This is a genomic window from Streptomyces sp. MBT65 (assembly GCF_016612545.1).
Taxonomy (GTDB): domain Bacteria; phylum Actinomycetota; class Actinomycetes; order Streptomycetales; family Streptomycetaceae; genus Streptomyces.
The window spans coordinates 94,272-106,214 of record NZ_JAENRY010000001.1 but is presented as its reverse complement, the minus strand read 5'-3'; the positions used below and the strand labels follow the sequence as shown (position 1 = coordinate 106,214).

14 protein-coding genes are annotated in these 11,943 nt (G+C 71.0%); 7 read left to right on the top strand and 7 right to left on the bottom strand.

All coding sequences use genetic code 11. The annotated features are described in order from the left end of the window. The first annotated feature begins 143 nt into the window (after positions 1 to 143). Genes JHN63_RS00555 through JHN63_RS00540 form a run of 4 tightly spaced genes read left to right on the top strand, consistent with a single transcriptional unit; the run spans position 144 to position 3,285 of the window. Positions 144 to 539, top strand: a complete 396-nt coding sequence (locus tag JHN63_RS00555) for a nuclear transport factor 2 family protein (protein ID WP_200676605.1) — start codon at positions 144 to 146, stop codon at positions 537 to 539. Further along, positions 536 to 1,651: an acyl-CoA dehydrogenase family protein gene (locus JHN63_RS00550; protein WP_200676604.1), complete on the top strand. Its 1,116-nt coding sequence runs from the start codon at positions 536 to 538 to the stop codon at positions 1,649 to 1,651. The genes JHN63_RS00555 and JHN63_RS00550 overlap by 4 nt, the downstream gene beginning before the upstream one ends. Positions 1,652 to 1,653: 2 nt before the next feature. Continuing rightward, on the top strand, positions 1,654 to 2,439 hold the full coding sequence (locus tag JHN63_RS00545; RefSeq protein WP_200676603.1) for an acyl-CoA dehydrogenase family protein: 786 nt from the start codon (positions 1,654 to 1,656) through the stop codon (positions 2,437 to 2,439). Positions 2,440 to 2,481: 42 nt separating this feature from the next. Continuing rightward, positions 2,482 to 3,285 carry an acyl-CoA thioesterase II gene (locus JHN63_RS00540; RefSeq protein ID WP_200676602.1) on the top strand — a complete coding sequence of 268 codons (804 nt, stop codon included), beginning with the start codon at positions 2,482 to 2,484 and terminating at the stop codon, positions 3,283 to 3,285. Positions 3,286 to 3,331: 46 nt separating this feature from the next. Here JHN63_RS00540 and JHN63_RS00535 read toward each other — a convergent pair whose 3' ends face one another. The 3 genes from JHN63_RS00535 to JHN63_RS00525 are packed head-to-tail and all read right to left on the bottom strand — an operon-like array spanning position 3,332 to position 6,713. Continuing rightward, positions 3,332 to 4,093: an SDR family NAD(P)-dependent oxidoreductase gene (locus JHN63_RS00535; protein ID WP_200676601.1), complete on the bottom strand. Its 762-nt coding sequence runs from the start codon at positions 4,091 to 4,093 to the stop codon at positions 3,332 to 3,334. 57 nt (positions 4,094 to 4,150) lie between these two features. Continuing rightward, entirely contained in the window at positions 4,151 to 5,299 is a 1,149-nt protein-coding gene (locus JHN63_RS00530) for a thiolase family protein (protein WP_200676600.1), read from the bottom strand. Continuing rightward, positions 5,292 to 6,713, bottom strand: coding sequence for a class I adenylate-forming enzyme family protein (locus JHN63_RS00525; protein ID WP_200676599.1), 1,422 nt, complete (start codon positions 6,711 to 6,713; stop codon positions 5,292 to 5,294). The genes JHN63_RS00530 and JHN63_RS00525 overlap by 8 nt, the downstream gene beginning before the upstream one ends. A gap of 66 nt (positions 6,714 to 6,779) precedes the next feature. Between JHN63_RS00525 and JHN63_RS00520 the strand changes: the two genes are divergently transcribed. From JHN63_RS00520 to JHN63_RS00510, 3 genes are all read left to right on the top strand, one after another. Continuing rightward, positions 6,780 to 7,541: an SDR family NAD(P)-dependent oxidoreductase gene (locus tag JHN63_RS00520; protein ID WP_200676598.1), complete on the top strand. Its 762-nt coding sequence runs from the start codon at positions 6,780 to 6,782 to the stop codon at positions 7,539 to 7,541. Further along, on the top strand, positions 7,538 to 8,308 hold the full coding sequence (locus tag JHN63_RS00515; protein WP_307781775.1) for an SDR family NAD(P)-dependent oxidoreductase: 771 nt from the start codon (positions 7,538 to 7,540) through the stop codon (positions 8,306 to 8,308). Before JHN63_RS00520 ends, JHN63_RS00515 begins: the two co-directional genes overlap by 4 nt. Positions 8,309 to 8,436: 128 nt before the next feature. Next, positions 8,437 to 8,619 (top strand): hypothetical protein, encoded by a 183-nt coding sequence (locus JHN63_RS00510; protein WP_200676597.1) that lies wholly within the window; start codon positions 8,437 to 8,439, stop codon positions 8,617 to 8,619. Positions 8,620 to 8,638: 19 nt separating this feature from the next. Here the strand turns inward: JHN63_RS00510 and JHN63_RS00505 are convergent, their stop codons facing one another. From JHN63_RS00505 to JHN63_RS00490, 4 genes are read right to left on the bottom strand one after another with little or no spacing between them, the layout of a single operon-like run. Beyond that, on the bottom strand, positions 8,639 to 9,472 hold the full coding sequence (locus JHN63_RS00505) for an SDR family oxidoreductase (RefSeq protein WP_200676596.1): 834 nt from the start codon (positions 9,470 to 9,472) through the stop codon (positions 8,639 to 8,641). After that, positions 9,469 to 9,921, bottom strand: a complete 453-nt coding sequence (locus JHN63_RS00500; protein ID WP_200676595.1) for a VOC family protein — start codon at positions 9,919 to 9,921, stop codon at positions 9,469 to 9,471. The genes JHN63_RS00505 and JHN63_RS00500 overlap by 4 nt, the downstream gene beginning before the upstream one ends. Further along, the gene (locus JHN63_RS00495; RefSeq protein WP_200676594.1) at positions 9,918 to 10,976 is read right to left on the bottom strand and encodes a CaiB/BaiF CoA-transferase family protein; all 1,059 of its coding nucleotides are present in this window, start codon (positions 10,974 to 10,976) and stop codon (positions 9,918 to 9,920) included. Before JHN63_RS00495 ends, JHN63_RS00500 begins: the two co-directional genes overlap by 4 nt. Continuing rightward, positions 10,973 to 11,929: an LLM class F420-dependent oxidoreductase gene (locus tag JHN63_RS00490; RefSeq protein WP_200676593.1), complete on the bottom strand. Its 957-nt coding sequence runs from the start codon at positions 11,927 to 11,929 to the stop codon at positions 10,973 to 10,975. Before JHN63_RS00490 ends, JHN63_RS00495 begins: the two co-directional genes overlap by 4 nt. Positions 11,930 to 11,943 lie beyond the last annotated feature (14 nt).

The window sequence follows — 11,943 nt, the reverse complement described above, 5'->3', positions numbered from 1 at the left end:
CAGAGACTGTTGACGTCGCCTCGCCCACCGTGGAAATCTGCCACTCATCTGAGAGAATGCCATTCTCGCTCATGGTGAAGGGTGGAAAGTCCTTGTCCTCCTTGCCTGTTCCGGCTCCTCCCTCTGGTCCGACCGACGACCTGATGGAGATCCAGCAGCTTCTCGCCCGCTACGCGGTGTGCATCACCCGCGGCGATCTGGACGGGGTGCTGGGGGTCTTCACGCCCGACGGCACGTACAGCGCCTTCGGGGACTCCTACGGCCTCGACGAGTTCCCGGCGCTGGTCGCCGCCGCCCCCAAGGGGCTGTTCCTCACGGGCACGCCGGCCGTCGAGCTGTCCGGCGACACGGCGACCGGCACCCAGCCGCTGTGCTTCGTCGACCACGCCACGCACGACCTACGGATCGGCTACTACAACGACACCTACGTCCGCACGGACGGGGGGTGGCGGCTGCGCACGCGCGCGATGACGTTCATCCGCCGCAGCGGAGCGCACGACTCGGGTCGCCCGCACGCCTATCAGCGCCCGGGAACATGAACGTCTCCTCGGCGCCCGGGTACGTGAACGTCGCCGACTTCCGCTCGGATCTGCGCGGCTGGCTGGACGAGCACGACCTGTCCCCCGGCCCCGACCACTCCCTGGACGCCCAGGTCGCCCAACTCGCCCGGGTCCGACGGGCGTTGTACGACGCGGACTGGATGCGGTACGGCTGGCCCGCTGAGGTGAGGGGGCTCGGCGGGCCCGCGGTGCTGAGGGCGGTACTCGGCGAGGAGGTCGCCACCCGCGAGCTGGCCGAAGCCGGCATCTACTCGATGATCGAGGTCCTCGCCCCGACGATGATCTCCTACGCCCCTCCCGGACTCGCCGCCGAGATGGTCCCGCGCCTGCTCAGCGGCCGGGAGCAGTGGTGCCAGGGCTTCTCCGAACCCGGCTCCGGCAGCGACCTCGCCTCCCTCACCACGCGGGCGGTTCCCCGCGACGACCACTGGGTGATCAGCGGCCAGAAGGTGTGGACGAGCCTGGCCCAATTCGCCGCCCGCTGCGTCCTGTTGACCCGCACCGCGCCGGGCCACGACGGGATCACCGCGTTCTTCGTCGACATGGACACCCCCGGCATCACCGTCCGGCCGCTGCGCACGATGCACGGCGTGGACGAGTTCGCCGAGGTGTTCTTCGACGACGTGATCGTGCCCGCCGACCGGATGCTCGGCCGCCCCGGTGACGGCTGGCGCCTGGCGATGGACCTGCTCCCGCACGAGCGCTCCACCTGCTTCTGGCACCGGATCGCCCATCTCTACACTCGACTTGACCGCCTGCTGGCCGAGACGAGGGTCCCGGACGACGCCGAACTCGGCGCCGCCTACCTGGCGTTGCACACCGTGCGCTGCCGTTCCCACGCCACCCAGCGCCGCTTGGCCGCGGGCGAGCGGCTGGGCGCGGAGACCTCGGTCGACAAGGTGCTGCTGACCACCGCCGAGCAACAGCTCTTCGAGACCGTGCGCGATCTGCTGCCCGGCGTACTGGAGTTGACGGACTCGCCGTGGCGCTCGGAGTACCTGTACGCGAAGGCGGCGACCATCTACGGCGGTACGGCCGAGATCCAGCGGAACATCATCGCCCGCCGACTGCTCGACCTGGGGAAGGAGTAGTCGTGGACGCCGCCGAACGGGACCTGCTCGCCGAGACGCTCCGCAAGATGATGACGGCGGCCTCGGGGCAGGCGCTGGACACCGCGCTGTCGGACCTCGGCTGGGCCGAACTGCTCGCGGAACAGCCGGACATCGCCGTCCCGCTCGCCTTCCGCCTGCTCGGCGAGACGGGCGCCCACGCACCGCTCCTCAACGACGTCCTGCTGAACGCGGCGGGCCGTCCGGTCGGCGGCACACTGCCGCTGCCGTTCACGGGCGGGACGTGGATCGCCTGGGAGCGCGACGACGCTGCCGCCGGGACGGCCCTGGACACCGAGCTTCCCCTGCGCTCCGTGCCCGCCGGAGTTCCGGTGCCGCTCGCCGCCGGCCGAGTCGCGCTCGGCTGGTGGCTGCTCGGGACCGGCCACGCCATGCTCGCCCTGGCTCTCCAACACGCTGCGGACCGCATGCAGTTCGGCCGTCCGCTGGCCTCATTCCAGGCCGTACGGCATCGGCTTGCCGAGACCCTCGTGGCGTTGGACGGTGCCGAGGCGACCCTGGTGGCCGCGTCGGACGAGCTGGGCGCGCTGCTGGCCAAGGCGGCGGCCGGGCGGGCGGCGTTGACGGCGGCCCGGCACTGCCAACAGGTCCTCGGCGGAATCGGCTTCACCGCCGAGCACGATCTGCACCGGCATGTGCGGCGGGCCGTGGTGCTGGACGGACTGCTGGGCAGCGCACGGGAGTTGACGCGCGAGGCGGGGGCACTGCTGCGGGCCGGCGGGTCAGCGCCACGGCTCGTCCACCTGTGATCGACAGCTCGTTCACCTGTGATCGACCGAGGAGTGACATCAGTGACCGATCTGTGGAGCGACCTGCTCTCCTGCCTGGACCTCGACACCCGACCGGGTGACGTGTTCGAGGGCCGCAACCAACGACTCGGCTATCACCGCATCTTCGGCGGTCAGTTGCTCGCCCAGAGTCTCCGCGCGGCCCAACTGGCCTGCCCGGACAAGGCGGTGAAAAGCCTGCATGTGCAGTTCGCGCGGGCGGGGCGGCCCCAGGAACCGGTGCGGTACGAGGTGACGCGTCATCATGAAGGCGGCTCCTTCGCGACGTTGACGGTCGTCGCGCGGCAGACGCAGGGGGTCGCGGCCGTGGCGGCGGTGTCCCTGCACTCCCACGAGGGGGGTCCCGACCAGCAGATCGCGTTCCCGATGCCCTCGGTGCCGGGGGCGGAGCACGACGTTGAGCTGTCGCTGCTTCCCTGGGACACCCGAGCCACCGCCGACGTGGACTCGGCGAAGTCGGAGGCACCCGAGTACGACCTGTGGATGCGGACGCCGGCCGTCACCCCTGAACTGGCCCCCGCGTTGACGGCGTACGCGAGCGATCTGAGTCTGATCGGTACGGCGCTCCGCCCGCTGGAGGGAGTCACCCAGCACGATTCGGGAACGGCGTTCTCCTCCGCCGTCACCGCGCACACGGTGTGGTTCCATCGCCCCTTCACCACAAACGACTGGCTTCTCCTGCGCCACCGGAGCCCGCTTCTCGCGCACGGTCGCTGCTACGGCCGGGGCGATGTGCTCACCGCGCAGGGGTCGTTGGTCGCCTCGTTCGCCCAGGAGGCGTTGCTGCGGTTCCGTACGGTCGCGTAGCTGCACCCCGTAGGCCCCGCGTAGACGCGATTCGACGGCGAGGTGGTCAGCGCATGACGGTGCCGCCGTCGACATTGATGACCTGACCGTTGATCCAGGTGCCCTCGTCGGAGATGAGGTGGGCCACCATCCCGGCGATGTCGTCGGCGCGGCCGTGCCGGGTACTGCGGGTACGGGCGAGCAGACTCTCCAACAGGGCCGGTGCGGCGCCCTCCTGGATGGCCTGGGTCAGAATCAGCCCCGGTGCGACCGCGTTGGCACGGATGCCCTCGCGGCCCCAGCGGGAGGCGACATGGCGGGCGAGGGCGTTGATGCCCGCCTTCGTCGCGGAGTACGCGGGGCGGGCGGCCTCGCCGGTGAAGGCCGCGATGGACGAGGTGTAGACGATCGCGCCGCCGCCCCGGGCGAGGAGTTCGGGAACGGTGTACCGGGTGACGAGCATGTGGCCCCGCAGATTGACGGCGAAGGTCCGGTCCCACACCGCGAGGTCCATGTCGACGACGTCGGTGTCCCGGGAGACCGCGCCCATGTCGCCCGCGTTGATGTGCACGGCGTCCAGTCCGCCGTACGTCCGCACGGTGGTCCGCACGAGTTCGCCGACCGAGTCCTCGTCGGCGATGTCGAAGCCCACCGCGACCACCTGGCCACCGGCGTCGGCGATCGCCGCGGCGGTCCGGCGGGCTCCGTCGAGATCGAGGTCACCCACGACAACCCTGGCGCCCTCGTCCGCCAGCCGCCGGGCGGAGGCGGCCCCCAGCCCGGTGGCCGCGCCGGCCACGAGAACGACCTTCTCCTTCAAGCCCTCCACACTGTTCCCTTCTCTACATCGACGCGCTCTCCACCACCGGGACCGGCAACTCGCCCGCTACGGTGCCGGTACCTCGATGACCGTGGCTGAGCCCATGCCGCCGCCCGCGCACATCGCGGCGAGGCCGATACCCCCGCCGCGGCGGCGCAGTTCGTGCACGAGCGTGACCAGCATCCGGGCGCCGGTCGCGGCGACCGGGTGGCCGAGGGAGCAGCCACTGCCGTTGACGTTCACGCGGTCGGGGTCGAGACCGAGCAGCTTCACCGCGGCGACGGGCACGGCTGCGAAGGCCTCGTTGATCTCGAAGAGGTCGACGTCGGCCGTCGAAAGTCCCGCGCGGGCAAGGGCTTTGGGGATCACCTTCACCGGGGTGAGGCCCGTCTCGGCAGGGTCGGCGCCGACCGATGCCCATGCGCGGACGACGGCGAGTGCGGGCAGGCCCAGTCGGTCGCTGGCCACCACCAGCGCGGCGGCACCGTCGTTGGCTCCGCCCGCGTTGCCGGCCGTGATGGAGAAGCCGTCTATCTCCGGGTGGAGCGGCTTGAGCGAGGCCAGCTTCTCCAGGCTCGTGGTGCGGCGGGGGTGTTCGTCGACGGAGAACAGGCCATGCGGTGTGTCGATGGGCACCAACTCCGCGTCGAAACGGCCTTCGTCGATGGCGCGAATCGCGTTCTGGTGCGAGCGCAGCGCCCAGGCGTCCATGTCGGCGCGGCTGAGGCAGGCCCGTACGGCGGTGTTCCAGCCGACCGTGATCGACATGTCCAGGTTGGGGGCTTCTGGCCGGTCGGGATGTGTGGGGGGGCTCCACGGCTCGACCCACTCGCCGTCGACGCGGAAACGCTGTTTCGGGGAGGTGGAAGCCGAGTTGACGCCGCCTGCGATGACAAGTTCGTCCATGCCCGCGCGGATGCTGCCCGCCGCGCTCTGCACCGCCGCGAGACCGGCGGCACAGTGCCGGTTGTGGGCCAGGCCGGGTACGGACGTGAGGCCGACGGTCAGTGCCGCGTGCCGGGCCACGACCCCACCGCCGTAGAGGCCCTCGCCGAGGATCACGTCGTCGAACGTGTCGGGGTCGAGCCCGTCAGTGGCGGCTGCGGCGGCGACGATGTGGTGGGCCAGGTCGAACGCGGTGGTGTCCCGCAGGGTGCCCTTGACGGCGGTACCGACAGGGGTGCGCAGGGCGGACACGAGGACTGCTTCAGGCATGGGTGGTCTCCAACTCGGCCAGCAGGGTGCGGCGCAGCAGCTTTCCGGTCTCGGTCTTGGGGAGTTCGGCGCGGAACACGATCGTGTCGGGGGTCTTGGAGGAGCGCAGCCGGTCCTTGACCCACTGGCGGACCTCCGCCGGGTCGCCCGCGCCGACCACGACGGCCACGATCCGCTGCCCCCACTCCGGGTCGGGCACGCCGATCACCGCCGCCTCCACGATCCCGGGGTGGGCGACGAGAACGTCCTCTATCTCGGCGGGAGCGATGTTCTCGCCGCCGCGAATGATGGTGTCGTCGGCGCGTCCCTCGATGAACAGATAGCCGTCGGCGTCCAGTCGGCCCCGGTCCCGGGTGGGGAACCAGCCGTCCGCGTCGAGGGCGCTACGACCGCCGTACTCGCCGGAGATCTGCTCCCCGCGCACGAACACGAGCCCGGTCTCCCCGGCGGCGGCCGGCCTTCCGTCGTCGTCACGGATCTCGATCTCGACTCCGGGCAACGGCCGCCCCACGGAGCCGAGTCGGTCCCGTACGGCCGGGTCGGAGGCCGCGAGCGCCTCGCGGTGGTCGTCGGGCCCGAGGACCGCGACCGAGGAGGCCGTCTCCGTCAGGCCGTACGCGTTGACGAACCCCGTACCGGGAAAGATCCGCAGTGCCTGTTCCACCACGGGTCGCGGGGTCCTGGCACCGCCGTAGGCGAGGCTCCGGAGCGTGGGAGTGCCGGCGTCGCCGTCCGGGGCCTCCGCGACGATGCGGGCCAGCATGGTGGGGACGACGAGTGCGTGGGTGACCTGTTCGCGGCGGGCGGTCGCGAGCCACTCCCCCGCGTCGAAGGCGGGCAGGTACACCAGGCGGCGGCCTGAGTAGAGGTTCGTGAGCAGGTTCATCAACCCGGCCACGTGGTACGGCGGGACGGCCACGAGTGACGCGTCGGCCTCCTGGGCGGAGGCGAACTCCTGGGTGTTCAGGACGTAGGCCAGCAGGTGCCGATGGCGCAGCAGTGCCGCCTTGGGTTCGGCGGTGGTGCCGCTCGTGTAGAGGACCACGGCCACGGAGTCCTGATCCTGGGCATGGGCCAACTCCGCTGCTTCAGTGCCCTCTTCGGCGCTCAGTAGTGCGTCGAGGTCGGCGGGGCGCAGGACGAGGGCACCGGGATGGCGGGCCAGGAGACGGGCCAACTGGTGTTCGCCGAGACGGTAGTTGAGAGGGATGAACGGGACGCCCGCCAGGGCGGCACCGAACAGGGCCACGGGGTAGGCGAGGTGACTGGGGCTCAGATACAGCACGGCCGGGTGGCCCTGGAAGCGGTGCGCGGCGGCACGGGCGCGGGCGAGCAGGTCCGAGGCGGTCAGGGAGCGGCCGTTCGCCGTGACCACCGGTCGGTCGCCGCCCGAGGCCACCATCTCGAGAATCATGGTTATATTCATGAGAATGCTATTCTCGTCTCACTAGAGCGCTGTTCGCAAGAGAGGAAATCCTTGATGCAGATCAGTGGGAGCTCCGCGGTGGTCGTCGGCGGGGCGGGCGGTCTGGGCGAGGCCACCGTCCGTCGACTGCATGCGGCGGGAGCGAAGGTCGTCGTCGCCGATCTGGCCGACGAGAAGGGCAAGGCCCTGGAGCAGGAGCTGGGTGTCCGCTATGTGCGCACCGACGCCACCGACGAGGACGACGTCCTAGCGGCGCTGGCCGAGGCGGAGTCGGCGGGACCGCTGCGGATCTCGGTGGACGCGCACGGCGGCCCGGCGAGCGGCGGCCGGCTCGTCGGCAAGGACGGCTCGCCCCTCGACCTCGCGGGTTTCCGCAAGACGATCGACGTGTATCTGACCGGCGTGTTCAACGTGCTGCGCCTGGCCGCCGCCGCGATCGCCCGTCAGGAGCCGCTGGACGGCGGCCGGGGCGTCGTCGTCAACACGGCCTCGATCGCCGCGTACGAGGGCCAGATCGGCCAACTCCCTTACGCGGCCGCCAAGGGCGGCGTCGTCAGCATGACCCTGGTCGCCGCCCGCGACCTGTCCCCGCTCGGCATCCGGGTCGTCACGATCGCGCCGGGCACCTTCAACACACCGGCCTACGGCAAGGCGGGCGACCAGTTGGAGGCCTACTGGGGTCCGCAGATCCCGTACCCGAGGCGCATGGGCATGCCGACCGAGTACGCGGGTCTCGTGCAGCACATCGTCGAGAACGACTATCTCAACGGTGAGGTCGTCCGTCTCGACGGTGCCCTCAGGTTCCCGCCGAAGTGACCGACATCGGTGAAGTGACGGGCGTGGGCGGGCAGTTGAAGGGCAAGGTCGCGTTCGTCGCGGGCGCCAGCCGTGGCATCGGCCGTACGGTCGCGGTGGCGCTCGCGGAGGCGGGCGCCTCGGTCGCCGTTGCCGCGCGTTCCGAGCGGGAGGGTCGGCTGCCGGGAACGATCCACTCGGTCGCGGACGGGATCGTCGCGGCGGGCGGGCGCGCCCTGCCCGTGCCCTGTGATGTGAGCGACGAGGCGTCGGTCGACGCGGCCGTCGCCGCCACGGTCGCGGAGTTCGGCGGAATCGACATTCTCATCGCCAATGCCGGGGTGCTGTGGCTGGGCCCGGTCGAGTCGACGCCGCTCAAACGCTGGCAGTTGTGTCTGGACGTCAATCTGACCGGGGTGTTCCTCGTGACCCGGGCGGTCATTCCGCACGTACGGGCGCGTGGCGGTGGCTCGTTGGTGGCCGTGACGACCGGCGGGGTGGGCATGACGGACCGGGGCGCGAACGCGTACTGGGTGTCCAAAGCGGCGGTCGAGCGCCTCTACCTGGGCCTCGCCGCCGATCTGAGGAAGGACAACATCGCGGTCAACTGCCTTGCTCCGTCACGGGTGGTGCTCACCGAGGGCTGGCAGGCGGGTGGCGGTGGCCGGGAGATCCCGCCGGAGATGGTGGAGCCGCCGGAGGCGATGGCGCGGGCCGCCGTCCTGCTCGCGGGCCAGGACACGACCGGCCTCACGGGGACCGTCCAGCGCTCGGAATCCCTCGCCTGAAAGGCAGTTGGGGCCGCACACGACGCGGGACGCGTATGACTGTCCGGCAGCATCCGGGGCACTCGGGAGACAACGGCGCGGTCACCGGGATCACCGGTGGCGCGCCGTCTATCCGTAGGGGTTTTCAGATGCTTGCATTCGTGGCAGCGGCGCTCTTCTTCATCGCCTTCATCATCCGTGTCACCGAGACTTCGACCCAGATCGTCTTCAGCTCGACCAGCCTCATGCTGCTCGGGCTCGCCTTCCTCGCCGCGCACTCGGCCGGCGTGGGGTCCGGCTGGTCCGCCCGACGCAGTGGCCGTCGGCGCTGACGGGTCAATGCCCGACGGGTCAGCGCCCGGCGCGTTCCCGTACCGCCGCACAGACCCCGCCGTCGACGAGAACGTCGATTCCGGAAACGAAAGCGGCCTCGTCCGACAGCAGGAAGGCCACCGCGGCCGCGACATCCTCGGCCCGGCCCACCCGCCCCAGAGGCGTCTGCTCCACCAGGGCGGCCATGGCGGGCTGGGCCGAGGCCTCCTGTTGCCCCTGAGGGGTGTCGATGACCCCTGGCGAGACGGAACACACCCGGGCACCGTACGGTCCCAGCCGCACCGCCTCCCGCCGTACGAACCGGTGCACCCCGTGCTTGGCCCACGCGTACGCGAGACCGGTGTTCTCGACGGCTGGCCCGAGGGCGTCCCGCAGCCGCTCCAGAAAGTCGTCCCGGAGTGGATCGTCCAGGATCGCCGCTACGGCGGGATCGGCGTCCAGGTTGCCGAGGAGCGGGGCCATCGAGGCGAAGCACACCATCGCGGTGCCCTCGGTGGCGAGCGGGCGCAGTGCCTCGGCGAGGCGTGCGGTGCCGACGAGGTCGACGTCGAAGATGCGCCGCCAGTCGGCCATGGTGGGCGAGATCCCGGCGGCATGAGAGACAGCCCTGAGGGTGCCCAATTCGGCCGTGCGGACGGCTAGTCGGGAGAGTCCGTCGGTGTCGGTGATGTCGAGGACAAAGGGTTCGACCTCGATCTCCCCGTCCGTGGCGGCGAGTTCCTTCGCCGCGGCGGTCACGGCCAACTCGTCGCGGTCCACCAGCAGCAGCGTGTCCACCAGGTCGGTGAGCCGCCGCGCGCAAGCCAGTCCCATGCCGCGCCCGGCCCCGGTCGCTATGCCCACGGTCGTCATGCGTCCCCTCCTCCATCGCCCCAGAGCTTCTCCAGCCCCGGCCGTGCCACCCGGTCCACGAGTTCCACGAGGAGGCCGCTCGGGGCGCGCAGAAAGGCGAAGGGCGCGCCGCCGGAGCCGGTCCGGCTCGCCTCGGTCACGAAGCCCTGCCGGGTGAGTTCGGCCGCGTCCGCGGCCACGTCGTCGGACCAGTAGCCGACGTGGTGCACACCTCCGACCACCGGTTCCCACAGGGTTCCGGGGACACGGCGGACGATCTCCAGTCGGGGCTGCGTCCGGGAGTAGACGCAGCTGATGTCGAGAACGGCGTTTCCGCCAGGCAGTGCAAGCGGTACCGCCCCGCCGATCTCGGCGCACCACTCGTACCCGAACGCGGCCGTGAATTCGGCCAGTGTCCCCTCGAAGTCCACGACGACAAGCCCGAGATGGAACTGGTCCTCCGCCCTCACGGCTCTCCCACCACCCCGGAAACGTCATGCTCACCCAGTCGGGGCGGCGGCCCGTAGTCGGGCTCGTACCCCGCGACCCGCACGGAACCGCGCACCAGCCGGAAGTCCCCGGCCCTCACCACGGCCTCCGGTGTCGCCGCCAACGCCTGCGGCAGCGTCCGTACGGCGGCCGCCGGAACCCCGAGCGGACGCAGCCGCGCCTCCCAGGCCGTGGCGGTGTCACCGGCCAGGGCGTCCGTCACCGCGGCGAGTACCTCCTCGCGGCGCTCGGCGCGTTCGGCCATGGTGGGGAATCCCTGGATACCGGCCTCGGCGGCGAAGGACTTCCAGAAGCCGTCGTGGGTGATGAAGAGCGCCAAGTGGCCTTCTGCGGTGGGGAAGAGCTGGGCCGGTACGTAGTAGGAGTGCGCGCCGAGCGGCAACCGGCGTGGTTCGACGCCCTCGTTGAGGTAGGCGGACGCGCGGTAGTTGAGCTGAGAGAGCATCACATCCCGTAGCGACACCTCCACTTGGCCGCCGCGTCCGGAGACGATCTGCGCGAGGAGTCCCAACGCGGCTGTCAGACCTGAGGAGTTGTCCGCCGAGGAATATCCGGGCAGGGTGGGTGGCGCGTCCGGGTCGCCGGTGAGGGCGGCGACGCCGGTGGCCGCCTGGACGACGTAGTCGAAGGCGGGCTCGTCGCCCGCGTCCAGGCCGTAGCCGGTGAGCGCGACGCACACGATCCGGTCGTTCCACGTGCGCAGGACGTCGTAGGTCAGGCCCAGTCGGTGGATGGCCGACGGTTTGAGGTTGACGAGCAACGCGTGGGCGTCGGCGACGAGTTCACCGAGTCGGGCCTGTCCGTCGGCGGTGGTGAGGTCGAGGCGGATGCTGCGCTTGCCGCGGTTGAGGCTGGCGAAGTAGGCGTCGCTCACCTGGCGGGAGATGTCCCCGCCGGGCGGTTCGATCTTGGTGACCTCGGCGCCGAGGTCGGCGAGCATCATCGTGGCGTAGGGGCCGGCCAGCATGTGGCCGACTTCCAGGATGCGGATGCCGTCGAGCGGTCCGGTGGTCATCGCAGGTCCGTGGCGAGGGCGGCGAGCATGTCGCGGGTGCGGTACTTGGAGGCGACCAGCTCGTCGCGGGTGTCGCCGATGGGCAGCAGCCGTACGGAGAGGTCGGTGACCCCGGCGTCGGCGAACCGTTTGAAGCGTGCGGCAATGGCGTTCTCGTCGCCGGCCGCGCACAGATCTCCGATGTCGCGGGCGTCGCCGTATGCGAGAACCCGTTGGTAGTTGGGCGAGATCTCGGCCTCGCCGAGGATGCGGTTGGCGCGCTCGCGGGCCTCGTCGACCCGGTCGGGGCTGCACAGACAGACCGGGATGCCCGCGACGATCCTCGGTGCAGGTCGTCCGGCGCTCTCGGCGGCCTTGGTGATGCGTGGGACGACATGTTCGGCGACGGCGCGTTCGTCGGCCATCCAGAGCACGGTCCCGTCGGCCCGCTCCCCGGCGAGGCGCAGCATGACCGGGCCGAGGGCCGCGAGCAGGACCGGCAGTGGGGCGACGGGGGCGAGGGTGAGCGGGTTGTGGACGGTGAAAGTCTCGTTCTCGACATCGACCACGCCCGTTCCGTCGAACGCGGCGTCGAGGACGTCCAGGTAGTCGCGGGTGAGGGCGGCCGGTTTCTCGTACGGCAGTCCCAGCATGTCGCGGATGATCCAGTGGTGGGACGGGCCGAGGCCCAGCGCGAGCCGTCCTCCTGCCGCGGCCTGGGCCGAAATGGCCTGCCGGGCGAGGGCGATGGGGTGCTGGGCCTGCAACGGCACGACTGCGGTGCCCAGTTCGATCCGGTCGGTCCGCGCGCCCATCAGCGCGATCGCGGTGAGCGCGTCGAAGTCGGTGGGGATCTGCGGCACCCACACGGTGTCGAAGCCCGCCTTCTCGGCCCATGTCACGTCGTCGATCATCCGTGTGACCTTGCGGACCGAGTCCCCGCGCTCGGGCCCGATCATCACTCCGATGCGCACGCTGCCTCCAGGTT

Coding starts and splice junctions, on each gene's coding strand:
- JHN63_RS00555 (WP_200676605.1), top strand. CDS start 144: ATGGAGATCCAGCAGCTTCTCGCCCGCTACGCGGTGTGCATCACCCGC.
- JHN63_RS00550 (WP_200676604.1), top strand. CDS start 536: ATGAACGTCTCCTCGGCGCCCGGGTACGTGAACGTCGCCGACTTCCGC.
- JHN63_RS00530 (WP_200676600.1), bottom strand. CDS start 5,299: ATGCCTGAAGCAGTCCTCGTGTCCGCCCTGCGCACCCCTGTCGGTACC.
- JHN63_RS00525 (WP_200676599.1), bottom strand. CDS start 6,713: ATGATTCTCGAGATGGTGGCCTCGGGCGGCGACCGACCGGTGGTCACG.
- JHN63_RS00520 (WP_200676598.1), top strand. CDS start 6,780: ATGCAGATCAGTGGGAGCTCCGCGGTGGTCGTCGGCGGGGCGGGCGGT.
- JHN63_RS00510 (WP_200676597.1), top strand. CDS start 8,437: ATGCTTGCATTCGTGGCAGCGGCGCTCTTCTTCATCGCCTTCATCATC.
- JHN63_RS00505 (WP_200676596.1), bottom strand. CDS start 9,472: ATGACGACCGTGGGCATAGCGACCGGGGCCGGGCGCGGCATGGGACTG.
- JHN63_RS00495 (WP_200676594.1), bottom strand. CDS start 10,976: ATGACCACCGGACCGCTCGACGGCATCCGCATCCTGGAAGTCGGCCAC.